At 60.3% G+C, this 22,663-nt stretch carries 19 protein-coding genes and 1 tRNA gene; 12 read left to right on the top strand and 8 right to left on the bottom strand.

Translation table 11 applies throughout. The features are described from left to right. Positions 1-32 precede the first annotated feature (32 nt). From A9D60_RS08540 to tsf, 5 genes are all read left to right on the top strand, one after another. A complete protein-coding gene (locus tag A9D60_RS08540) occupies positions 33-215 on the top strand; it encodes a DUF3553 domain-containing protein (RefSeq protein ID WP_039145992.1) in 183 nt (60 codons plus the stop codon). 107 nt (positions 216-322) lie between these two features. After that, the gene (locus A9D60_RS08535) at positions 323-1,078 is read left to right on the top strand and encodes a GNAT family N-acetyltransferase (RefSeq protein WP_065267184.1); all 756 of its coding nucleotides are present in this window, start codon (positions 323-325) and stop codon (positions 1,076-1,078) included. Continuing rightward, positions 1,075-1,911: a lysophospholipid acyltransferase family protein gene (locus tag A9D60_RS08530; RefSeq protein ID WP_065267183.1), complete on the top strand. Its 837-nt coding sequence runs from the start codon at positions 1,075-1,077 to the stop codon at positions 1,909-1,911. The genes A9D60_RS08535 and A9D60_RS08530 overlap by 4 nt, the downstream gene beginning before the upstream one ends. 182 nt (positions 1,912-2,093) lie before the next feature. Further along, complete coding sequence (gene rpsB, locus A9D60_RS08525; protein WP_065267182.1) at positions 2,094-2,867, top strand: 30S ribosomal protein S2; 774 nt, start codon at positions 2,094-2,096, stop codon at positions 2,865-2,867. Between the two features lie 80 nt (positions 2,868-2,947). Next, entirely contained in the window at positions 2,948-3,823 is an 876-nt protein-coding gene (tsf, locus tag A9D60_RS08520) for a translation elongation factor Ts (RefSeq protein WP_065267181.1), read from the top strand. Positions 3,824-4,317: 494 nt separating this feature from the next. Here the strand turns inward: tsf and A9D60_RS08515 are convergent, their stop codons facing one another. Together A9D60_RS08515 and aroQ are read right to left on the bottom strand one after the other, a co-directional pair. Beyond that, positions 4,318-5,073, bottom strand: a complete 756-nt coding sequence (locus A9D60_RS08515; RefSeq protein WP_065267180.1) for a helix-turn-helix transcriptional regulator — start codon at positions 5,071-5,073, stop codon at positions 4,318-4,320. Beyond that, the gene (gene aroQ, locus A9D60_RS08510) at positions 5,070-5,519 is read right to left on the bottom strand and encodes a type II 3-dehydroquinate dehydratase (protein WP_065267179.1); all 450 of its coding nucleotides are present in this window, start codon (positions 5,517-5,519) and stop codon (positions 5,070-5,072) included. The genes A9D60_RS08515 and aroQ overlap by 4 nt, the downstream gene beginning before the upstream one ends. Before the next feature lie 262 nt (positions 5,520-5,781). Between aroQ and A9D60_RS08505 the strand changes: the two genes are divergently transcribed. Both A9D60_RS08505 and A9D60_RS08500 read left to right on the top strand, forming a co-directional pair. Beyond that, positions 5,782-6,993 carry a serine hydrolase domain-containing protein gene (locus A9D60_RS08505; RefSeq protein ID WP_065267178.1) on the top strand — a complete coding sequence of 404 codons (1,212 nt, stop codon included), beginning with the start codon at positions 5,782-5,784 and terminating at the stop codon, positions 6,991-6,993. 44 nt (positions 6,994-7,037) lie between these two features. After that, positions 7,038-7,901 (top strand): acyl-CoA thioesterase, encoded by an 864-nt coding sequence (locus tag A9D60_RS08500; RefSeq protein WP_065267177.1) that lies wholly within the window; start codon positions 7,038-7,040, stop codon positions 7,899-7,901. 309 nt (positions 7,902-8,210) lie between these two features. On the opposite strand, the gene A9D60_RS08495 is transcribed toward A9D60_RS08500, so the two are convergent. The 5 genes from A9D60_RS08495 to pdxH form a co-directional block, all read right to left on the bottom strand. Beyond that, the gene (locus A9D60_RS08495) at positions 8,211-11,855 is read right to left on the bottom strand and encodes a vitamin B12-dependent ribonucleotide reductase (RefSeq protein ID WP_065267176.1); all 3,645 of its coding nucleotides are present in this window, start codon (positions 11,853-11,855) and stop codon (positions 8,211-8,213) included. Between the two features lie 723 nt (positions 11,856-12,578). Continuing rightward, positions 12,579-12,655, bottom strand: a tRNA-Pro gene (locus A9D60_RS08490). A gap of 43 nt (positions 12,656-12,698) precedes the next feature. Next, positions 12,699-13,178 (bottom strand): DUF192 domain-containing protein, encoded by a 480-nt coding sequence (locus A9D60_RS08485; RefSeq protein ID WP_065267175.1) that lies wholly within the window; start codon positions 13,176-13,178, stop codon positions 12,699-12,701. 4 nt (positions 13,179-13,182) lie between these two features. Continuing rightward, a complete protein-coding gene (locus A9D60_RS08480; RefSeq protein ID WP_065267174.1) occupies positions 13,183-13,722 on the bottom strand; it encodes a cold-shock protein in 540 nt (179 codons plus the stop codon). A gap of 132 nt (positions 13,723-13,854) precedes the next feature. After that, positions 13,855-14,460: a pyridoxamine 5'-phosphate oxidase gene (gene pdxH, locus A9D60_RS08475; protein WP_065267173.1), complete on the bottom strand. Its 606-nt coding sequence runs from the start codon at positions 14,458-14,460 to the stop codon at positions 13,855-13,857. A gap of 132 nt (positions 14,461-14,592) precedes the next feature. Here pdxH and fabI point away from each other — a divergent pair, with 132 nt between their 5' ends. The 5 genes from fabI to trpE all read left to right on the top strand — a co-directional run bounded on the left by fabI (position 14,593) and on the right by trpE (position 20,816). After that, a complete protein-coding gene (gene fabI, locus A9D60_RS08470) occupies positions 14,593-15,396 on the top strand; it encodes an enoyl-ACP reductase FabI (protein WP_039182935.1) in 804 nt (267 codons plus the stop codon). 72 nt (positions 15,397-15,468) lie between these two features. Further along, positions 15,469-15,972, top strand: a complete 504-nt coding sequence (gene gpt / locus A9D60_RS08465) for a xanthine phosphoribosyltransferase (protein ID WP_065267172.1) — start codon at positions 15,469-15,471, stop codon at positions 15,970-15,972. 180 nt (positions 15,973-16,152) lie between these two features. Beyond that, positions 16,153-17,328 (top strand): aminotransferase, encoded by a 1,176-nt coding sequence (locus tag A9D60_RS08460; protein ID WP_065267171.1) that lies wholly within the window; start codon positions 16,153-16,155, stop codon positions 17,326-17,328. A gap of 118 nt (positions 17,329-17,446) precedes the next feature. After that, positions 17,447-19,288, top strand: a complete 1,842-nt coding sequence (locus A9D60_RS08455) for a peptidylprolyl isomerase (protein ID WP_065267170.1) — start codon at positions 17,447-17,449, stop codon at positions 19,286-19,288. A gap of 16 nt (positions 19,289-19,304) precedes the next feature. Then, positions 19,305-20,816: an anthranilate synthase component I gene (gene trpE / locus A9D60_RS08450; RefSeq protein WP_065267169.1), complete on the top strand. Its 1,512-nt coding sequence runs from the start codon at positions 19,305-19,307 to the stop codon at positions 20,814-20,816. Between the two features lie 96 nt (positions 20,817-20,912). Here the strand turns inward: trpE and A9D60_RS08445 are convergent, their stop codons facing one another. Further along, positions 20,913-22,475 (bottom strand): divergent polysaccharide deacetylase family protein, encoded by a 1,563-nt coding sequence (locus A9D60_RS08445; protein ID WP_065267168.1) that lies wholly within the window; start codon positions 22,473-22,475, stop codon positions 20,913-20,915. Between the last annotated feature and the right edge of the window lie 188 nt (positions 22,476-22,663).

Here is a 22,663-nt window from a genome sequence, read left to right as displayed (position 1 = left end):
CTACTACTTCCTCCGAACTGGGCCATCCCCCTATGAATGACCTCAACGCTATTTTAGCCCCCGGCATGTTTGTCCGGCACCCGGATCACCCTGAGTGGGGCGTGGGCCAGGTGCAGTCGAACGCAGGCGGCAAGATCACTGTGAACTTTCCCGATCAGGGCAAGCTTGTGATTGACGGAGCGCGTGTCTCCCTTATTCCCGTCTTTGATCCATAACGGTTTATGAAGGGTTAACGTAATCCCTCAAATTCTCTCCAATTCCTGCGCGCTCTTTGCCTTATTGGCGAGTAGCGCTCAAGACTGAACGACGCGAAGGTGAGTGAATGTCCGACACCGCACCGGAATTTTCCGTAAAGATCGCCGAAACCGAGAGTGAACTGCGCGCCGCGCAGGCCCTCCGCTATGACGTGTTTGTTCGCGAACTGGGCGGCGGCGGCGAGATGGTTGATCATCAGGAAGGGCTGGAGCGGGACAGGTTCGACCAGTTCTTCGACCACATGCTGGTGACAGATAAGGCCACAGGCACGGTGGCCGGGGTTTACCGGCTGCTGCGGGATGACCAGGCGGCGCAGGCGGGTCAATTCTATTCCGAAGATGAATACGACCTGAGCACGCTTAAGGCCTCAGGCCGCCGGTTGCTGGAGCTTGGCCGGTCCTGTCTGCATCCCGATTACCGCGGCGGCATCGCCATGTTTCACCTTTGGTCCGGGCTGGCGGACTATGTTGAAAAGAACGGGATTGAGATCCTGTTCGGCGTCGCAAGCTTCCATGGCACCAGCCCGAAGGAACTAGCCAATCCACTAGCCATGCTGCATCACAACCACCTGGCGCCGCCCGAATTGCGCGTGCGGTCAAAAGCCTTTCAGTCCATGGACTTGGTGGGTGTCGGTAACCTGGACCGCAAACGCGCCATGATCGAAACTCCAGCGCTGATAAAGGCCTATCTGCGGCTCGGCGGCTTTGTCGGGGAAGGAGCCTATATCGATCATGCCTTCAACACGACGGATGTCTGCCTGATCCTGGACACGACCCGGATGAACGAACGGCAGCGCAGAATTTATGCGGGAGGCCGCGGATGAGCATCAGCTGGCACAGTGAAGTGCCCCCGGATCCCATACGGATCAGCCCGGCCGGCTGGCTGCTGGTGGTTCTGCGCGGGCTGCCGCTGGCGCTGCTGGTGTTTGGCGGGCTGGCTGTTCTTTTGATGGTACGGCTGATCGAGCGGCCGCTGTTCGGAGTGCGGCGCCCGGTGACGCCCTTTATCACCCAGTTCGTCTGCCGCAACGCGTTCCGCATCCTCGGCATCGCTTACAGAACACGGGGAGAATTGATGCGCCGGAACGGAGCTGTGGTCGCCAACCATTCCTCCTGGCTGGATATTTTTGCTCTGAATGCCCGCAAGCGGATCTATTTCGTCTCCAAGGCCGAGGTCGCCAAATGGCCGGGGATCGGCTGGCTGGCACGGGCGACAGGCACCGTTTTCATTGAACGCAATCCCAAAAAGGCAAGGGAGCAGGCGGAGCTGTTTGAAACGCGTCTGTTGGCGGGCCACAAGCTGCTGTTCTTTCCAGAAGGAACGTCCACTGACGGGTTGCGGGTTCTGTCTTTTAAAACAACGCTGTTCGCGGCCTTTTTCACAGATGAACTGCGCGAGCACCTGCATGTTCAGCCGGTATCGGTACGGTTTCTTTCGCCCCGGGGGCAGCCGGACAGGTATTATGCGTGGTGGGGCGACATGGATTTTGGGCCTCATCTGCTCAAGACACTGGCTGCGCCGCGGCAGGGCACGGTTGAGCTGATCTATCATCCGCCGCTGAAGGTCTCAGATTTCGCAGACCGCAAATCCCTGGCCGCCATGGCAGAGGAGCTGGTCCGCTATGGCCATGAAACAGGCCGCCCGGCAGGTATTTGACGGGTTGCCCCGTATTTTCTGCCCGCAGCCCTTGTCAGCATGCAATTTCTGATCTATAGGCGCGCCTACGAACCCGCAGGCGGGGTTTGGCCTGATCAGGGGAGACATCCCTGACGGACCCCCGGTTGGAGCACCCGCTCTGAACCCCCGCCGAGGATAGAAACCGGAAAGGATAGAATAGCATGGCTCTTCCCGAGTTCACCATGCGTCAGCTGCTGGAAGCTGGCGTACACTTCGGTCACCAGACTCAGCGCTGGAACCCGCGCATGTCGCCCTTCATCTACGGCGCGCGCAACGGCATCCACATCATGGACCTGACCCAGACTGTTCCGATGCTGGACCAGGCGCTGCAGGTTGTTCGCGACACCGTTGCCAAAGGCGGCCGCATCCTGTTCGTCGGCACCAAGCGTCAGGCAGCCGGCCCGATCGCCGAAGCAGCCGAGAAGTCTGCTCAGTACTTCATGAACCACCGCTGGCTCGGCGGCACCCTGACCAACTGGAAAACCGTTTCCCAGTCGATCAACCGCCTGAAGGAAATCGACGAGAAGATGTCCGGCGGCGCCGAAGGCCTGACCAAGAAAGAGCGTCTGGGCATGGAACGCGACCAGGAGAAACTGCAGGCCTCCCTGGGCGGCATCCGCGAAATGGGCGGCGTGCCGGATCTGCTGTTCGTCATTGACGTGAAAAAAGAAGCACTGGCCATCGCCGAAGCCAAGAAACTGGGCATTCCGGTTGTGGCTGTTGTCGACACCAACTGCTCGCCCGATGGCGTTGACTACATCATCCCGGGCAACGACGACGCTTCGCGCGCCATCTCGCTGTACTGCGACCTGGTTGCCCGCGCCGCTCTGGACGGCATGTCGGCTCAGCTGGGCGCAGCAGGCGTTGACTTGGGCGCGCTGGAAGAAGCACCGGCAGAAGAGGCCGTTGCTGAAGAAGCAGCCGCCGAAGCCTGATCCGTTCTGTCACGGAACTGACATGCGGGGCAGGGTATCACCTGCCCCAAATCTGTTTTTGAATTGAGGAGAGCCAAGAGATGGCAATCACTGCAGCAATGGTGAAAGAACTGCGCGAATCCACCGGCGCAGGCATGATGGACGCGAAAAAAGCACTGGTCGAGAACGACGGCAACATGGAAGCCGCTGTTGACTGGCTGCGCACCAAAGGCCTGGCGAAAGCCGCCAAGAAATCCGGCCGCACCGCCGCAGAAGGCCTGGTGGCAGTTGTCGTCGAAGGCGGCAAGGGCGTTGCCGTCGAGGTAAACTCCGAAACCGACTTCGTCGCAAAGAACGGCGAGTTCCAGGAAATGGTCGGCAAAATCGCCACCGCAGCCCTGGGCGCCGCTGACGTCGAAGCGCTGGCCGCTGCAGATCTGGGCGGCAAATCCGTTGCCGACACCCTGACCGACAAGATCGCCACCATCGGCGAGAACATGTCGCTGCGCCGCATGGAATCGCTGGAAGGCGAGACCGTCGTGTCCTACGTCCACAACGCGGCAACTGCCGGCATGGGCAAAATCGGCGTTCTGGTTGCAATGAACGGCGGCGACGAAGCCATTGGCAAACAGGTTGCAATGCACATCGCAGCCGTGAACCCGGCGGCGCTGTCCGAAGCTGACCTGGATGCTTCGATCGTTGAAAAGGAAAAGCAGGTTCAGATCGACATCGCCCGCGAATCCGGCAAGCCGGAGCAGGTGATCGAGAAGATGATCGAAGGCCGCATGAAGAAATTCGTGGCTGAATCGACCCTGCTGAACCAGCAGTTCGTCGTGAACCCTGACCTGACCGTGGAAGCCGCTGCCAAGGAAGCTGGCGCCACCATCACCGGCTTTGTCCGTGTGGAAGTCGGCGAAGGTATCGAGGTCGAGAAAGAGGACTTCGCAGCAGAAGTTGCCAAGGCTGCTCAGGGCTGATCTGGTCCCAACGCATCAGGTTCGGAAGCCGGCAGGAGATCTCCTGCCGGTTTTTTTGTGGGTGCTGGTTGCTTGAGAAGGCAGGCCACTGACGCGGGTCCAGCCACCTGGGATTAGAGGGAAAATCTGTTTAGGAGGAAGTTGCGAGGGGCCCCGCTGATGGGGATGGGCAGGACCCCTCATATATCGGGGCAGAACACGGATCTATACGTGCCTGCCCCAGACCAGGTAGGAGAGCCTTGAAATCGCAAGGTTCGATACCCAAAGTTCCTTGGCCAAAGCCACCACTCACGGAACATGAGGAATTTGCAATGAATTATCCTTTAGCGGTAGTACAGAATACCATACTTTTTGACGCTAATTAACGTCTTTTGCGCTGCTGTTACTGAGTGAACCGTTTTCAAATGGAGGCTGCTTTACATGAAAAAACATCACTATTTCAGAGATGTAAACTTCAAAGCTGATGCTGGATGGGAGGAGGCGCGGTTCAAACCTTAGGCGTCTACTACATACATCTGGTTATAAAGGGCGGCTTTCAGGACAGCCTGTGCGGTGGTTTCCACTGACAAAGATTCCCGTGCCAAGCGAAGGTGTTTTTCAATTGTCGCCGGCGTCAGTCCCATCAGCAATGCGATATCCTGAGTCGTCTTGCCATCGCCAACCCATTGCAGCACTTCCCGCTGCCGTTTGGTCAGGCTCCGGTGCGGAGCTTCATAGGGCAGGGTGAGAATTTTCAAATGCGCGACGTTGTTCATCAGGACAATATCGTCACCCTCTTCCTGCCACAGGGCATCTACCTGATCCTGAGACAGGCCCGGCCGGGCGGCCAGGGAAATCGCACCCTTGTAGCGCGGAGACGAGGAGTAAAAGCTGATCGTATAGCCAGCTTTCATATCCAATGCTTGGTTGAATTCATGTACTTTCAGAGCTTCTGGTCCCAGGGTGCCTTTTGCGGCCATCTCTTGCACAATTCGCCAGCTTCCCGGCCCTTCATTTTCCAGAGCCCAGCGAAGCATTGGCGCGTGAGAATAGAGCCCCTTGCGCAGGAAGCCGTCCAAGTACGCGTTCTCATGGTTGGACAGTATGACAAAGTCATCCGGATCCCCCAAGGATGTCTCCGTCTTGTAGCGCGTGTGCCCATAGATCAGCCTGTCGAAGCCATATTCCGACATTTGCTGAACGTGGCCATGCCACAGCTCTTCCAGACTCTGCGCGCCGCAGACAAAATTCAGGTATTTCCGGATTTTCATGCGGCACCGGCACCCTTCAAATGCACCGCCAATGCATCCAGTGCCAGCAAATAACCCTGTGCGCCAAATCCGCAGATCTGCCCCAGTGCTGCCTTGGAAATGTAGGAGGTGTGGCGGAAAGACTCGCGTGCATGAATGTTTGAAAGATGCACTTCAACTGCCGGAATTTCCACGGAAATCAAGGCATCCATCAGTGCGATTGAGGTGTGGGTATAGGCACCGGCATTCAGGATAATCCCCTGATGGCGGCCCTTGGCATCATGGATCGCGTCAATAAGCGCACCCTCGTGGTTTGATTGCAGGCAGGCTACTTCCAAACCCAGCTTCGCGGCATGATCCGCACAGGCGTCCTCAACCATTGCCAATGTCACAGAGCCATAGACCTCCGGCTGGCGTGTGCCAAGCAGGTTCAGGTTGGGTCCGTTCAAAACCAGAATACTCGCCATCGGTATGTCCTTGCCGTCTTTCCCTTTGAACTTCTAAGACAAATTTATTTCGAATGCGAACACACAAACGTAATTAGGCGTAAAAAACGTGACGCAACTTGCTCTGGTTGAAGAAACCGGAAGGCCGCTGATTGATGCCCGCGGTAGATGGCAGAATAGTCCACTCAGCCAAAGGTACAAAATCCGCTCGACCTGGCCAAGCGTGCAACGCATTATCCAGACAGCCCCTGTGGGGACTACCGGGCATGGACGGGAGGCACCAATGAACCCTGAGCGAATGGGGAGAATTAACTCCTGGCAGCAACGCTATGCGGACCAACGGAAATACCCCGGAAGCACATTGCTGATCCGCCGCGGTGGTGAGGAAATCTACTTCCATGCTGTTGGGATGCGGAACATAGAAGAGAACCTGCCATATACCCGCGATACGCTGGTGCGGCTCTACTCGATGACCAAGCCAGTGACGTCACTGGCTGTCATGATGCTGCTGGAACGCGGCGCGTTTCACCTGGATGCGCCAGTCAGCGATTTCCTCCCGGAATTCAGTAGCATGAGGGCACTGATACCGGCTGCAACGGCCATAGATCAGACTGAACCATGCCAGGTTCCAACTCTGCATCAGCTGCTGACACATACCAGCGGGCTGAGTTATCCGTTCAATCCGGGAGTTTTGCCCGAAGCGATGGCAAGAGAAGATATCCTGTTCAAACCGGACCATGGCCCGCTGTCCTCGATGGTTGCACGCCTGGCAGAGCTGCCGTTGGCGTTCACACCGGGGAACCGCTGGGAATATTCGGTGGCTACGGATGTGCTTGGCCGGGTTGTGGAGGTTGTTTCCGGAAAGTCGCTTGGCGGTTTCCTGAGCAGTGAAATCTTTGAGCCGCTGGGCATGGCAGAGACCGGATTTCAGGTGCCAGACGGGGCAGGGAGCCGCTTTGCCTCGCTCTATACGCCGCTTGCCGGTGATGCCATGGCGCTCAACTCGGCGGATGCAGGCAGTGACAGCTTGCGCCTTACTGACTGTTACGGGAACTCACCATTTGAGCAAGCCAGTATGCAGTCTGGCGGTGGCGGGCTGGTTGGTACAATTGACGACTACATGGCGTTTGCTGAGATGCTCCGGAAGCGGGGCTGTTGCAATGATGGTTTCATAGTCAGCCCGTATATGATTGATTTTATGATGCAAAACCATCTTGCTGGCGACATCGCGTCGATGGGGCCCAGCAGTTTTGCAGAGCAGCCTATGGAAGGCATAGGCTTCGGGCTCGGTGGTGCGGTGGTGCTGAATCCTGCACGTGCGCGCTGTCCTGGTTCCATAGGTGACTTCAGCTGGGGTGGAATTGCCTCGACCTTTTTCTGGGTCGACCGGAAACTGAACTTGTCAGTGGTGTTTCTGACCCAGCTAGCGCCCTCCAGTTCATACCCGTCACGCCCGGAACTCAAGGCACTGGTGCATGGCGCCATCACAGATTAACGTGCATTTCCGGCAACACGGCTGGTGAATGGAAAGCGATACCTATGACTGATACCGCCAAAGTTCTGCTTGATCTCCTGGATCTTGAAAGCCTGGACACCAATCTTTTCCGCGGGTCCGGATCTGGTGGTGAAACCCCGACGCGGATCTACGGCGGGCAAGTGATCGCGCAGGCGTTAACTGCGGCTTATTCTACTATTTCCGGACGTTTACGCCATTCTCTTCATGCGTATTTCATCCGGCCCGGCGATCCGTCTAGGCCGGTAATCTACGAGGTTGATCCTTCGCGCGACGGCCGCAGTTTTACCACGCGGCGGGTTGTGGCGATTCAGAACGGAAAGCAAATCCTGAACCTGGCAGCATCCTTTCATGCCCAGGAAGACGGCTGGGATCATCAGCACAAAATGCCCGAGGTGCCGGATCCGGGCAGCTTGGAACCGCGCCACGAGATCCTCAAGCGGAATGCCAGCCGATTTGCGCAGGACAAGCAGGCTGAACTGCTGCGTCCGCGGCCGTTTGAAATCCGCGAGGTGGAGCCGCGCGCCCCGGTGGCACCCGAAAAAACCAGTGATGCCAACCAGATGTGGGTGCGAATGGAAGCGGCACGCGGCGCTGGCCCGGAACTGCAACACATTCTGCTGGCCTATGTGTCGGACTTCGGGTTGCTGGGATCCTCGATGCGTCCGCATGGGCTGACGTTTCACAATCCTGAAGCGATGACGGCCAGTCTGGATCACGCAATGTGGTTCCATGCTCCGGTGCAATTGCAGAACTGGCATCTGTATTCGATGGACGCACCATTCACCGGCAACGCCCGCGGTTTCAATCGCGGATCGATCTATACAAAAGACGGGGATTTGGTGGCCAGCGTAGCCCAAGAGGGTCTGCTGAGGCCGCTAAGGCACTGATCTTGCGAATATTTTGCCGCCATAGCCACTCAGGTCGCCCTATTATTTACCATAATTCTGATTATAAGATTTATTGAGGGTCAAAACGCAGCCCCCTAAAAGAAAATGGCTCCCTCTGATCCAGAGGAAGCCAGTTGTCACCGGTCAGGCTCCTTCATTGACTGCCCGAAAGTTTTTTCTTACCTGGGCCATCCCGGTGTTCAGAACGGGCGCACCCGTTCCTGATCTTGTTCGAAGCGGAACTCATCCCGCTTGAGGTGTTTTTTGCGGCACCGTCGGGGGTGTGCCGGTGCCGCAGGCAGAGGTTCCTCAGCTGCAGCCGGAGGTTCCCCCGCAGGTGTTGCATTTCATGCAGGTGCCGTTGCGAACCAGCGTGTAGTTGCCGCATTCGCCACAGGCTTCACCTTCATAGCCTTGCATTTTTGCTTTAGTGCGCGCGTCCATTCCGCCGTTGCTTTGCGCCGGCGCCTCAGTGGTTTCGGGCACCAGTGTTTGCAGCGCCGCCACCGGATCGGTTCCAGTGCCCAAAAGTCCTGCGTCGGTCTGGCCACCCTGCAGCACCACAAGATCCTGCGGCAGACGCTTGCGCAGATAGCCCGTCGAGGAGATCTGCTTCAGAACTTCCAGCGACCGGGTCGCGGCGCTTTCGCTCAGCTCGGACAGGTTCGATACGCCTTCTTCCTCGCCTCGGCCCAGATCGTCGAAGGTAGCGCCTTCTGGCTTCACATGCGCCAGATCAGTGCGGTCGAGATAGGAAACCGCCAGTTCGCGGAACACATAATCGAGGATCGAGGTCGCATTCTTGATGGAGTCGTTGCCCTGGACCATGCCCGCGGGCTCGAACTTGGTGAAGGTGAAGGCGTCGACGAACTCCTCCAGCGGCACGCCATACTGCAGGCCGACCGACACCGCGATGGCAAAGTTGTTCATCATCGCCCGGAAGCCTGCGCCTTCCTTGTGCATGTCGATGAAAATCTCGCCGAGGTTGCCGTCCTCGTACTCGCCGGTGCGCAGATACACTTTGTGGCCGCCGACAACCGCCTTCTGGGTATAGCCCTTGCGGCGCTGCGGCATCTTGGTGCGGTGCGATTTCAGCACTTCCTTGATGACCACTTTCTCGACGATCTTCTCAGCCAGAACAGCCGCTTTCTCCTGCGGTGCGCCGCTCTCCAGCACCTCCGCCGCGTCGTCGTCATCCTCGACCAAAGCAGCTGCCAGCGGCTGGCTCAGCTTGGAGCCGTCGCGGTACAGCGCGTTGGCCTTGATGCCCAGGCTCCAGCTCAGCTCATAAGCTTTCTGGCAGTCCTCGATGGTTGCCGAATTCGGCATATTAATAGTTTTGGAGATCGCGCCGGAGATGAAGCTCTGGGCCGCAGCCATCATGTAGATATGGCTGTCAACACTCAGGAAACGCTTGCCTTTCTTGCCGCACGGGTTGGCGCAGTCAAAGATCGCGTAATGCTCTTCCTGCAGATGCGGTGCGCCTTCTAGGGTCATGGTGCCGCAGACATGGTCGTTGGCCGCCTCGATATCCGCCTTGGTGAAGCCCAGATGACGCAGCAAGTCGAAGGTCGGGTCGTTCAGCTTGGCCGCCGGGATGCCCAGCACGCCGGTGCAGAAATCTTCGCCCAGGGTCCATTGGTTGAACACGAAGCGGATGTCAAAGGCCGATTCCAGCGCCGCATCCACCTTGGCCAGCTCATTGGGGCCAAAGCCGTGACCTGCCAGCGAGGTGTGGTTGATGCCCGGCGCGTTGCCAATGGAGCCATGGCCGACGGCGTAGGACACGATCTCCTCGATCTGGGAGGAGCTATAGCCCAGCCCCTCAAGCGCTGACGGCACCGAGCGGTTGATGATTTTGAAGTAGCCGCCGCCTGCCAGCTTCTTGAATTTCACCAGGGCAAAGTCCGGCTCAATGCCCGTGGTATCGCAGTCCATGACCAGGCCGATGGTGCCGGTCGGAGCAATTACCGTGGTCTGGGCGTTGCGGTAGCCGTGCTTTTCGCCCAGTTTCAGTGCTTCGTCCCAGGCGCTGGCGGCCAGATCGGTCAGAAGCGCATCGGGGCAATTTGCGATGTCCAGCGGCACCGGCTTCACAGACAGGGCTTCATAGCCCTCAGCGTTGCCCTTTGCAGCGTTGCGGTGGTTTCGGATAATCCGCAGCATGTGGTCTGCGTTTTTCGCATAACCTGGGAATGCGCCCAGTTCCGAGGCGATCTCGGCCGAGGTTGCATAGGCCACACCGGTCATCAGTGCGGTCAGCGCACCGCAAAGCGCCCTGCCCTCATCCGAGTCGTAGCTGTAGCCCATGTTCATAAGCAGACCGCCGATATTGGCATAGCCCAGCCCCAGGGTGCGGAAGTCATAGGAGCGCTGCGCGATTTCCTTGGAGGGGAACTGCGCCATCATCACCGAGATTTCCAGCGTCAGCGTCCACAGACGGCAGCAATGCATGTAGTCATCTGCCTGGAACTGGCCGTCCTTCAGGAAGCTCAGCAGGTTCAGCGATGCCAGGTTGCAGGCGGTGTCGTCCAGGAACATGTATTCCGAACAAGGGTTTGAGCCGCGGATCTCACCGTCTTCCGGGCAAGTGTGCCATTCGTTCACGGTGTCGTGGAACTGGATGCCGGGATCGGCGCAGGCCCAGGCCGCATGACCCACCTTTTCCCACAGATCGCGGGCCCTGATCACCTTGGCAACCTTGCCGTCGGTGCGATTGAACAGTTCCCAGTCAGCGTCCTTTTCGACCGCATGCAGGAAGGCGTTGGTGACCCGGATCGAGTTGTTGGAGTTCTGCCCGGAAACAGAGCTGTAGGCCTCCGAATCCCAGTCGGTGTCATAGGTCGGAAACTCGATCGAGGTGTGCCCCTGCTTAGCGTAATCCAGCACCCGCTTGATATAGGTTTCCGGGATCGCGACCTTCTTGGCCTCGCGGACCGCCTTTTTCAGCCCGTCGTTGACCGCCGGGTCATAGGCATCGGCCTCAGCCCCGTCCCAGCTGCGGATCGCCTCGAAAATGCCGTTCAGCATCTTCTCGTGCATCTTGGAGCCCGCGACGATGGACGCGACCTTCTGCTCTTCGATCACCTTCCACTGGATGAACTGCTCGATATCCGGGTGATCGGCGTCCACGATCACCATCTTTGCTGCCCGACGGGTTGTGCCGCCTGATTTGATGGCGCCCGCCGCGCGGTCGCCGATTTTGAGAAAGCCCATCAGGCCGGAGGATTTGCCGCCGCCGGACAGCGGCTCGCCCTCGGCGCGCAGATGGGAGAAATTGGTGCCGGTGCCGGAGCCGTATTTGAACAGCCGCGCTTCGCGCACCCACAGGTCCATGATGCCGCCGTCCTTGACCAGATCATCCGAGACCGACTGGATGAAGCAGGCGTGCGGCTGGGGGTGCTCATAGGCGCTGTCCGACTTGGTCAGCTTGCCGGTCTTGTAATCGACATAGTGATGGCCCTGGGCCGGGCCGTCGATGCCATAGGCCCAATGCAGGCCGGTGTTGAACCACTGGGGCGAGTTCGGGGCCGAGCGCTGGGTCGCCAGCATATAACGCATTTCGTCGTAGTAGGCGCGTGCATCCGTCTCAGAGGAGAAATAGCCGCCCTTCCAGCCCCAGTAAGCCCAGGCGCCCGCCAGACGGTCGAACACCTGCTTGGAGGAGGTCTCACCGCCGAACTCAGCCCCCTTTTCCGGGACAGAGCGCCACAGAAACTCCGGCACGTCCTTTTCGCGGACCTTTTTCAGGCGGGACGGCACACCTGCCTTGCGGAAATATTTCTGGGCAATCACGTCGCTGGCCACCTGGCTCCACGACGCGGGAATTTCGATATTGTCGAGCCGGAAAACAATGGTCCCGTCCGGGTTGCGGATCTCCGAGGTGGCGGAGACAAAAGCCAGATCGGCGTAAGCATCCTGCCCGGGTTTGGTGAATTTCCGTTCGATCTTCATGCTCTGCCCCTTCTCAAGCACACATCGGTCAGTGTCACGGTGCCCCCGCACCAGCCATACCGGCCACTCAGAACGCAGATATCCGGCGTACGCCGCATACGGCGCACTTGCGGCCCTCGCCGGCCTTTCTTCACAGGACTGTCTGCTGTTTGTCAGCGTTGTTGCTGCGGCCCCTTAATCCACCAGATTTAGTGCCGTCGCAACCGGTGTCCACAATTTGGCGTATTCACACACAAACGGTCAACGTTAAATTTACCCCTTTGCAACGATCTTTGCTGTTGACGCTATTCTCGGTTTCAAGGGTCCGGTGAAGGCCGTTGATTCATCCACAGGCTGCCACGTCCTTCGGTGCGAAACTCTGGTCAGCTGCCAGCCCGGAATTCTTACGCCAAGCAAGTGACTTGCCGCTTCGCAGAGAAGCCAGAACTGCAGTTCTACCGGGCAATGATTCACATCTGTCGACCAACTGGCGGCAAGTGTCGCGCGCAAACAACTTTACGGTGATCTTCCGATGGCATCATGGCGCTGCGGCATCGGCGCCTGCAGTGCCATTAATCAAGTGATGCGGGTCAGCACCAGATGGTTAAGAGTGTGTTAACAGGGTGTTAAGGAAATGTTAACGCTTGAGGTTGTGTTTGTGGTGCGCGTATCTCCAAAAGCGTGAGGCGAATCCCTGTGGCAGATTCTCTTGGTTGGGATTCGCTGAGGTTTAATGGAGAGGAGTGGTCGGGGCGGCGAGATTCGAACTCACGACCCCCTGTACCCAAAACAGGTGCGCTACCAGACTGCGCCACGCCCCGGACCGTGCGCCTTCCTATCTCCGGCAAAGTGATTTGAAAACCCCTAACAGGGCCAAACTGCGCCTCCGGCGGAAAAAATTTGATGCCGCATCTGGGTGCCGGAAGTGATGCCGTAGCGACGGGCCAGCCCGCCGTTGATTTCGAGCACCGCGAACACGTCATCTCCGCCCGGGATCGGGGTCAGATCGCCTGGTTTGGCGTTCTCATGCACTGAGGTCACTAGGCCATTTTCGTTCAGGAAAATGATATCCAGTGGAATCAGGGTGTTCTTCATCCAGAACGCCGCGGGCTGGGGCCGGTCGTAGACAAACAGCATCCCTGCCCCGCGCGGCATCGACTTGCGGAACATCAGCCCTTGGGCGCGCTCCTGCTCATCGTCAGCGATTTCGACTGAAAATCCGGTCTGCCCCCAGCTGCCGCGCAGATCGACCCGGCCGGATTGGCATTCTCCGGCGAAACCTGGTGCGGCCATCGCGAAACTGGCGGCTGCGGCGAGGCTCCAATACCGAAGACGCCGCAACATCAGCTCAGTCCTGGTGGCCTGCCGCCAATGCGGCTTCCCATGCCAGCACCTCGACCGCCATGTGGCCGCGCTTGCCATCGATAACCCGCATCGCCAGGGCTTCGCCGGGCTGCAGATCCGCAAGGCCGGATTGGCGCAGCACTTCTACATGCAGGAAAACGTCTTCGCCGCGGCCGAACACATTGGCAAAGCCAAAGCCTTTGCCCTTGTCGAACCATTTTACCCGTGCGGGCTCAAGCGGCTCATTTTGCAGGCTGCCCATATCCAGTTCGGCAAAATCGCTCAACACCGGGGTGTCTTCGCGCTCCGGCGGCTGGATCGAGATCACTTCCACGGCCTGAACACCGCGTCCGGTCTGATGCGTCACGATCTCAATGCGGGCGCCGTCCGCAACAGAACTTTGCCCGAAATTGCGCAGCACATTCACATGCAGAAGAATGTCCGGTCCGCCGGTGTCGGAAACGACAAAGCCGTACCCTTTCGCCGGGTCGAACCACTTCACCAGCCCCTGAACTTGCTGCAAGCTGCTGAGATCTTCTGCCACTGGATATTCCCTACCGCGTTTCTTGTTTTTTGATGGTGTCCTGATGCGCCAAACTGACCTTGGAATTCAAGCTAAAAAGTCTTGAAATTGTCACGAAAGACCCCTTGACCCAAGGTAAACTGACGATTCCTGTCAGGGATTGAGCCGATTGATCTGCCATGCTGCAGATGCGTCATCGCGGCGCCAGCGGAACCGGTCGTGCAACCGGAAGGCGCCATCGGCCCAGAACTCGATCTCAACCGGCACCAGACGGTATCCGCCCCAGAACGGCGGGCGCTCGGGATTCGGGCCTTTCATCGCGGTCACTTTCGCGACCTCCGCCATCAGCGTGCCACGGCTGTCCAGCGGCTGCGACTGTTTTGAAGCCCAGGCCCCCAGCCTGCTCTTGAGCGAGCGGGACCTGTAGTATTCGTCCGCCTGTGGCCCTTCCTCGCGGGTGATGGTGCCGCGCACGCGGATCTGACGGCGCAGGGATTTCCAGTGCATCACAAAGGCTGCCTTGCCCGCATGGTCCAGTTCCTGCGCCTTGGCACTGCCGTAGTTGGTATAGAACACAAAGGCGGCGTCCTCGATTTCCTTGAGAAGAACCATGCGACTGTTGGGCAACCCGGTCTCGTCCACCGTGGCCAGCGCAATGGCGTTCGCGTCATTTGGTTCGGTCTGCTCCGCCTCTGCAAGCCAGGACCTGGCAATGGCAAACGGATCGTCGCCTTCAAATATACCTGTACGGTCGGACATGGGCACCTCAAACGGGAATTTGATTGCAACCTAGGGAGCTTCCTTTCCGCCTGCAAGGGCGTGAACCCTTGAAGCGCCCCGCGCGGCATTATAAACACCGCTAAATTATCAGATCACAGGCGGAGAACCTGCATGTCTAGTCAACTGATGGCCGGTAAGCGCGGCCTCATCATGGGCCTGGCCAACGACAAATCCATTGCGTGGGGCATTGCCAAGGCCTGCGCAGACGCCGGCGCCGAGCTTGCCTTTTCCTATCAGGGCGATGCGCTGAAAAAGCGGGTCGACCCGCTGGCCGAACAGCTGGGCAGCAACATTGTCCTGCCTTGCGACGTGTCGGACGAAGCGTCCATCGACGCGCTGTTCGCTGAACTGGAAGCCAAATGGGGCAAGCTGGACTTTGTGGTCCACGCCATCGGGTTCTCCGACAAGAATGAGTTGCGCGGCCGCTACGTCGACACCAGCCGCAGCAACTTCCAGATGACCATGGACATCTCGGTGTTCTCCTTCACCGCCGTGGCCAACCGCGCCGAAAAAATGATGAGCGAAGGCGGTTCGCTGCTGACCCTCACCTATTACGGTGCCGAGCAAGTGATGCCGCATTATAATGTGATGGGTGTCGCCAAGGCCGCGCTCGAGGCCTCCGTCAAATACCTGGCCGAAGACCTGGGCAAGGACGGCATCCGCGTCAACGCGATCTCTGCTGGTCCGATCAAAACCCTGGCCGCGTCGGGTATCGGCGACTTCCGCTACATCATGAAGTGGAACGAGTACAACTCGCCGCTGCGCCGCAACGTGACTATCGACGATGTGGGCAAATCTGCGCTCTATCTGCTGTCCGATCTCAGCTCCGGCGTCACCGGCGAGAATCTGCATGTGGACGCCGGCTATCATGTGGTCGGCATGAAGGCGGTCGATGCGCCGGATATTTCCAAGTAACTGAAAACAAGGGCGCCCGGGCATCGGTCCGGGCGCCCGCAAGCTGGCGCGACACCGCGGGGAGCACATAACATGACAGATCGTCTGCCGCACGAAAAAGGCTTTCACATCAGCTGGGACCAGATCCACCGCGACAGCCGCGCGCTGGCCTGGCGTCTGGACGGGCAAGGTCCCGACGATGGTGCCTGGCGCGCCGTTGTGGCGATCACCCGCGGCGGCATGGCGCCCGCGATGATCGTCAGCCGCGAACTCGACATCCGCACCGTCGACACCATCTCTGTGCGGTCGTACCACCACCAGGCCCAGGGCGAGGCCGAGGTGCTGAAGGCGCCGGACGCAGGTCTGATGGGTGACGGTGATGGCGTGCTGATCATTGACGATCTGGTCGACAGCGGCAAAACCCTTGAACTGGTGCGCCAGATGTACCCCAAGGCGCATTTCGCAACTGTCTATGCCAAGCCCAAGGGGCGGCCGATGGTGGACACCTTTATCACTGAGGTGAGCCAGGACACTTGGATTTTCTTCCCCTGGGATATGGCGCTGCAGTACGTCGAACCCTATCGCGGCACGGATTGAACTGATCCAGACTGCAAAATGCCAAAGGCGCGCGTCACTGCGCGCCTTTTTCGTTGGATAGACCGGTCTTAGGTTGGATCCAAATGCCCTTCCCGCTTGAGCCGCAAGGGGCGCCGTGCCAGACATATCCCGGCGCGCATCAGGATGCGCCTGAACTTTCGCTGCAGACCGGAGCCGCCCATGCCCCTGCCCCGCACCCAATCCACCTTTGTATCGCCCATCGTCGAATCGCGCCGCTGGGTGGCCGGGGCGGATTTTCCGCCGGACCGACCGCTGTTGAACGTGAGCCAAGCCGCCCCGGCAGAGGCGCCGCCGGAAGGTCTGCGCCAGGCGCTGGCGGAGGCCGCGCTGAATGACGTCTCTGCGCATCTCTATGGCCCCGTCCTTGGCAATGACCCGTTGCGCCGGGCTCTGGCCCAGCAGATGTGCCGCCACTATCAGGCAGAGGTCTTGCCGCAGCAGGTCGGCATCACGTCCGGCTGCAACCAGGCATTTGCTGCCGCCATTGCCGCCCTTTGCGGTGAAGGCGACGAGGTGATCATTCCGGTCCCCTGGTACTTCAATCACAAAATGTGGCTGGACATGGCAAGCGTTACTGCCGTGCCGCTGCATGTGGGCGATGGCATGCTGCCGGATCTGGCCGCGGCAGAGGCGCTGATTACGGACCGCACCCGCGCCATCGTGCTGGTCACGCCAAACAACCCCTGCGGCGTGGAATACCCCAGCGGTCTGGTTCAGTCCTTCTTCAGCCTAGCCCGCAGCCGCGGCCTCGCGCTGATTGTTGATGAAACCTACCGCGATTTCGACAGCCGCGGCGGCGCCCCGCATGGGCTGTTCCAAATGCCGGACTGGGACAGCACCCTGATCCACCTCTATTCCTTCTCCAAGGCCTACCGGCTGACCGGCCATCGGGTCGGCGCCATCGCCGCCTCAGCGGACCGCCTTTTTGAGATGGAGAAATTTCTGGACACCGTCACCATCTGCCCCTCGCAATTGGGGCAGGCCGGCGCGCTGTGGGGCATTGAAAACCTGCATCACTGGCTGGCAGGTGAACGACTGGTGATCCTCGACCGCCGCCTCGCGATTGAGGAAGGCTTTCCGGTGCTGGCCGCAAAAGGCTGGAAACTCCTCGGTTGCGGCGCCTATTTCGCTTATGTCGAACACCCGTTCGACCAGCCCGCGGACCAGATTGCCCGCAAGCTGGTAAAGGAGGCGTCCATCCTGATGCTGCCGGGCTCAATGTTCATGCCCGAGGGCGACCCGGATGGCGCTCGCCAGTTCCGCATTGCCTTCGCCAATGTGAACCGCGCGGGCATTCACACGCTGTTTGAACGCTTGGCGGCCTTTAATCCCTGATCACCCAGCAGTTTGCGCTGCATTCATCTTGCTCCTCTGCGGGCAGCCGCGTATTCAGTCAGCGGCATTTCCCGCTGCAGGGCGTTCCCTTGCGCGGCAGAACAATAAAGAGGGCATCATGGCCGCAGGCATGAAACATCTATCCAAAACCTTCGTCTGGATCCTGATGGGGATGCTGATTGTCGGCCTTGCCGGCTTTGGCGCCGTGAACTTCTCCAGTTCCTCTTCCTCCGTCGCCCAGGTTGGTGACGAGGATGTCAGCATCGGCACTTATGTGCGCGAACTGCAGCGCGAACAGCGCGCCCTGCAGGCACAGACCGGCCAGGCGATGTCGATGGCGCAGATGACCGCCTTTGGTCTTGACCGGGTGGTTCTGGGGCGCCTGATTTCCATTGCCGCACTGGATCACGAGGCCAAGAATCTTGGCCTGTCGCTGGGTGATGAAAACCTGATCGAGGAACTGGCCGCCATCGACGCTTTTCAGGGCGTGAACGGCCAGTTCGACCGCGAGGCCTACAGCTATGCCCTGCGCAACGCCGGCCTGACGGAGAAGGAGTTCGAAGAAGACCTGCGCCGCGAGGCCGCCCGCACCATTGTTCAGCGCGCGGTGCTGTCCGGTGCCAAAATGCCCGAAACCCTGACAGAAACCCTGACCAGCTACATCGGGGCCCGCCGCAGCTTTTCTTATGTGCAGCTGATGGCGTCTGACATCGCGCTGATCACCCTGGCGCCCACGGATGCGGACCTGGAAGCCTTCTACGAGGCCAACCAGGACCAGTTCATGCTGCCGGAAACCAAGGTCATCACCTACGCTGCCCTGCGCCCCTCGATGCTGCTGGACGAGATCGAGGTGGACGAGGCCCAGCTGCAGCGCCTGTTCGAAGACCGCTCCGACCAGTATCAGGTGCCGGAACGCCGCCTGGTCGAACGTCTGGTGTTTGGCGATGAGGAAGCCGCCGCCAGCGCCAAGGCGCAGCTGGAAACCGGCGGCGCCACCTTCGAAAGCCTGGTCGAGACCCGTGGCCTGACACTTCAGGACATCGACATGGGCGACGTCACCATGGGCGACCTTGGCGCAGCCGGCGCTGATGTCTTTGCTTCTGAGGTGGGCACCGTGGCAGGCCCCCTGCCCTCCGACCTCGGCCCGGCGCTCTACCGTGTGAACGGCCGGCTTGAGGCTCAGATCACCACCTTTGATGACGCCAAGCCGGAATTGGTGGAGGAACTGGCCTCCGACCGCGCCCGCCGCCTGGTGGAAACCCAGGCCGAGGACATTGACGACATGCTGGCCGGCGGTGCCACTCTGGAGGAACTGGCAACCGAAAGCGGACTGGAGCTGGCCCAGATCAATTGGACTGAGGAAGGCAGCGACGACATCGCCGCCTATGAGGGCTTCCGCACCGCAGCTGCTGCGGTCACCGCCGAGGACTTTCCGGAAGTCGGTTTCCTGGAAGATGGCAGCCTGTTTGCCATCCGTCTGGATGATGTCCTGCCGGAACGTCCGGAACCGTTCGCAGATGCCAAGGATAAGGTTCTGACCGCGTGGAATGCCGACCGCCGCGCCAGCACCCTGCGGAAACAGGGTGAGGAACTGCTGGCCCAGGCGGAAGACGCAGGCAGCTTTGCCGAGGGTGCTGAGGTGCAAACCGAAACCGGCCTGACCCGCACGGCCTATATCGACACGGTGCCGGCCAGCCTGGTCGCTGATGTTTTCGGAATGGAAACCGGCGATTTCCGCCTGGTGCAGGATGCGGACTCAGCCGTGGTTGTGCGTCTTGACGCCATCCTGCCGCCGGAAGCCAGCGACGACATGAACCTGCTCACCCAGGCGCTGCAGGCGCAACTGGACCAGGCTCTGGCGCAGGAACTGTTCCAGGCTTATGCGCAGGACGTCCAGACCCGCGCCGAACCCCGTGTAGACCAGCAGGCGCTGAACGCAGCGCAGGCGAACTTCCAGTAACCAAGGCACCTGATCCATGGCCCTGACTCCCGATTTCGACACATTTTCCAAGGCCTACGAGGCCGGCGAAAACCAGGTCGTCTACACCCGCCTTGCCGCTGATCTCGACACGCCGGTGTCGCTGATGCTCAAGCTCACCGGCGCCCAGAAGGACGCCTTCATGCTGGAGTCCGTCACCGGCGGCGAAGTGCGCGGGCGCTATTCGATCATCGGAATGAAGCCGGATCTGGTCTGGCGTTGCCACGGGGAGCAGTCGGCCCTGAACCGCTCGGCGCGGTTCGACGCGGACGACTTCACCCCGCAGGACGGCAATCCGATGGACAACCTGCGGGCGCTGATTGCCGAAAGCAAAATCGACCTGCCCGACGATCTGCCCCAGGCAGCGGCCGGACTCTTTGGCTACCTCGGCTATGACATGATCCGTCTGGTCGAACACCTGCCTGACGTGAACCCCGATCCGCTCGGCCTGCCCGACGCGCTGATGCTGCGTCCTTCGGTCATTGCCGTGCTGGACGGCGTCAAAGGCGAGGTCACCGTAGTGTCCCCCGTCTGGTCCAGCGACGGCCAGACCGCCAAGGCGGCCTACGCTCAGGCAGCCGAACGGGTAATGGACGCGGTGCGCGATCTGGAACGCGCGATGCCTGCTGAAAGCCGCGACCTCGGCGACGCGCACGAAGTCTCCCCGCCGGTCTCGAATTTCACCAAGGACGGCTATATGGCCGCAGTGGAGAAGGCCAAGGAATACATCCGTGCAGGCGACATCTTTCAGGTGGTGCCGGCACAGCGCTGGACCCAGGAATTCCGCCAGCCGCCTTTCGCGCTTTACCGCTCGCTGCGGCGCACCAACCCGTCGCCCTTCATGTTCTACTTCAATTTCGGCGGTTTCCAGGTGGTGGGTGCAAGCCCTGAAATCCTGGTCCGCGTCTTCGGGCAGGAGGTCACCATCCGCCCCATCGCAGGCACCCGCCCGCGCGGCGCCACGCCGGAAGAGGACAAGGCGCTGGAGGCCGATCTGCTGGCCGACAAGAAGGAGCTGGCAGAGCACCTGATGCTCCTGGACCTCGGCCGCAACGACACTGGCCGGGTGGCCAAAATCGGCACCGTGCGCCCGACTGAGAAGTTCATCATCGAACGCTACAGCCATGTGATGCACATCGTCTCCAATGTCGTGGGTGAGCTGGCAGAGGACAAGGATGCGCTGGATGCCTTCTTTGCCGGCATGCCCGCTGGCACTGTCTCCGGCGCGCCCAAGGTTCGGGCGATGGAAATCATCGACGAACTGGAGCCTGAAAAGCGCGGCATCTACGGCGGCGGCGTCGGTTATTTCTCGGCCGGCGGTGACATGGACATGTGCATTGCTCTGCGCACAGCCATCGTCAAGGATCAGAACCTCTATATCCAGGCCGGCGGCGGCGTTGTCTATGACAGCGACCCGGAGGCCGAATACATGGAGACTGTCCACAAATCCAACGCCATCCGCCGTGCTGCCGCCGACGCCGCTCGTTTTACCGGAAACGGCAACAGTTAACCCCAAAATGGCGGGATACCCCGCTTCTTTCTTGTGAAAACACTTCTTCCGAAGGCAACGGCGCCCGTTCAGGGCGCCGTTTCACTTTGCGAGGGATCACTTCTCGGGCAGCAGCGAATCCAGGCTGGCTGAGACCGGTGCCAGCGCCACCCGCTCCGCCCGGTCTTGAAGCCCCCACAGCAGCAAAGCCGAGATCGTATCGGGCCGCAGGCGGCCCAGCATGATCACCGCGCCCTCCTGCCCGGCACGGAACGCCGCCTGATCCAGGAACCGGCGGATCGCCCGCGGATCCTGTCCTGCACCGTCAAAATCGCGGAACACCACACCAGCCGGCACGCCGTCGCGCAGCGCCAGTTTCTGCACGGTATTAAGGCCGCTGTCCTGGGTCACGAGGCCGTAACCGGCTGAAGCCGCCACCGCCGCCACCTGGTCCGCCAGCGGGCGGTTGCCCTGAACGCCGGTATCAACACCTTCAAGGATTGCCACTGCCTCCGGCAGCTTGCCGCGCCAGACCTCAAAGGAGGTTTCCGCGTCTTGCGGCGTGGCTTCACGCGGCAGGTCCGCCAGCATCAGAACCTCAAAACCGGCCTCCCGGCGGGCAGCCATTTTCGCGGCTGCCTCAGGATCCTCCGGGTCGATCGCAAAGCTCAACGGGTAGGGAAATTCCGCCAGGGCCTCCGCTCCAATTGCGCCGGCATCATCAATCAGAACAATCGACATCAAAGGACGGTCTTCGGGGTTGAGGAACGGTTCCGCATTGGCGGTAAACGGATTGGCCACAGGCTCGCCGCCAAAACCGTCAGAGCCGGTTTCCTGCTTGTCCCGCTCGGTCAGCGGCACAACCAGTGTTCCGATGCTGGGTGTCAGTGGTGCAGGTTCGGCGGCTTCCGAATCCGCAGTCTGTTCCGCACTTTCATCGGTATCACTGCTGCCCGCGGCCGCCGGGATGCCAGATGCAGCCCCGATCACCGGCAGTGTAATTTCTGCAGGCGCTGTGCCGATATCCGGAACCTGTACGGTGCTGGACACAGGGGCTTCGGCTGTCGCGGGGGGCTTCTGCTGCGCAGGCAGCTCAACCGTCCCAAGCCCCTCTGCCGCGGGGCTTTCTTCCGGCGCAGCTGCGGGTTCTGTTGAAGCTACAATCACACTCTCGCTGCCTGGCGCCTCCGGGGCGGCAGGCAGCGCCGCCTGCGGCTGGTGCCCGGCGGCGGTCATCACCGGCTCCGGAGCCTTTGCCGGTGCAAGCTTGCCCGCACTTTGCATTGCGGTGACAAGGCCAACCGCAGGCTGGTCTGCCGGGGACGTATCGGCGCCGGCAAGGGCGCTCAGGTCATCCCCTGCGGCCTCTGCACCGGGTGCCTCGGGCTGAACCTCAGCCAGGTCGGCGTCGCGCTGGCCATTGCCGGGAACCACTGCTTCTTCACCGCCGCCATTGGGCATCTGCGGCGCCTCACCGGGATCATGCGCAACCGGTTGCGGAGCCTCCGCCTCTTGAGTTTCCGCCACCTCAGGCGCTGCACCCGCAGTTTGCCCGGCAGGTTCCGGTACTGGGTCCTGTTTGACTGCCGTCTGCGGCAGTGGCACCGACAGTGACAGCATCGCCAGTCCGCCCGCCGCCAGCAAAGCCCCGACACTCACGCCGCCCAGAAATCCACGCATGCCTGTTTTGCCTCTCAATCTTTCTGCCGTGCTGCGCCGCTCAGGCCTGCCAGTGCGAACCATGTGCCGGTTCGCCCCCGCATTCGCCCTTCCTGCCCTTGACGCTGCCTCGTATCCCTGAACAAGTATGTTGCAACCACTATACTGCGGCGCGCACCCCGCCCGCCACCCTTAAAAGAGCCCGCAAG

This window comes from Leisingera sp. JC1 (assembly GCF_001679925.1).
In the GTDB taxonomy this organism is placed as follows: domain Bacteria; phylum Pseudomonadota; class Alphaproteobacteria; order Rhodobacterales; family Rhodobacteraceae; genus Leisingera.
The sequence above is the reverse complement of the archived record's forward strand: the minus strand, read 5'-3'. Positions and strand labels throughout refer to the sequence as shown.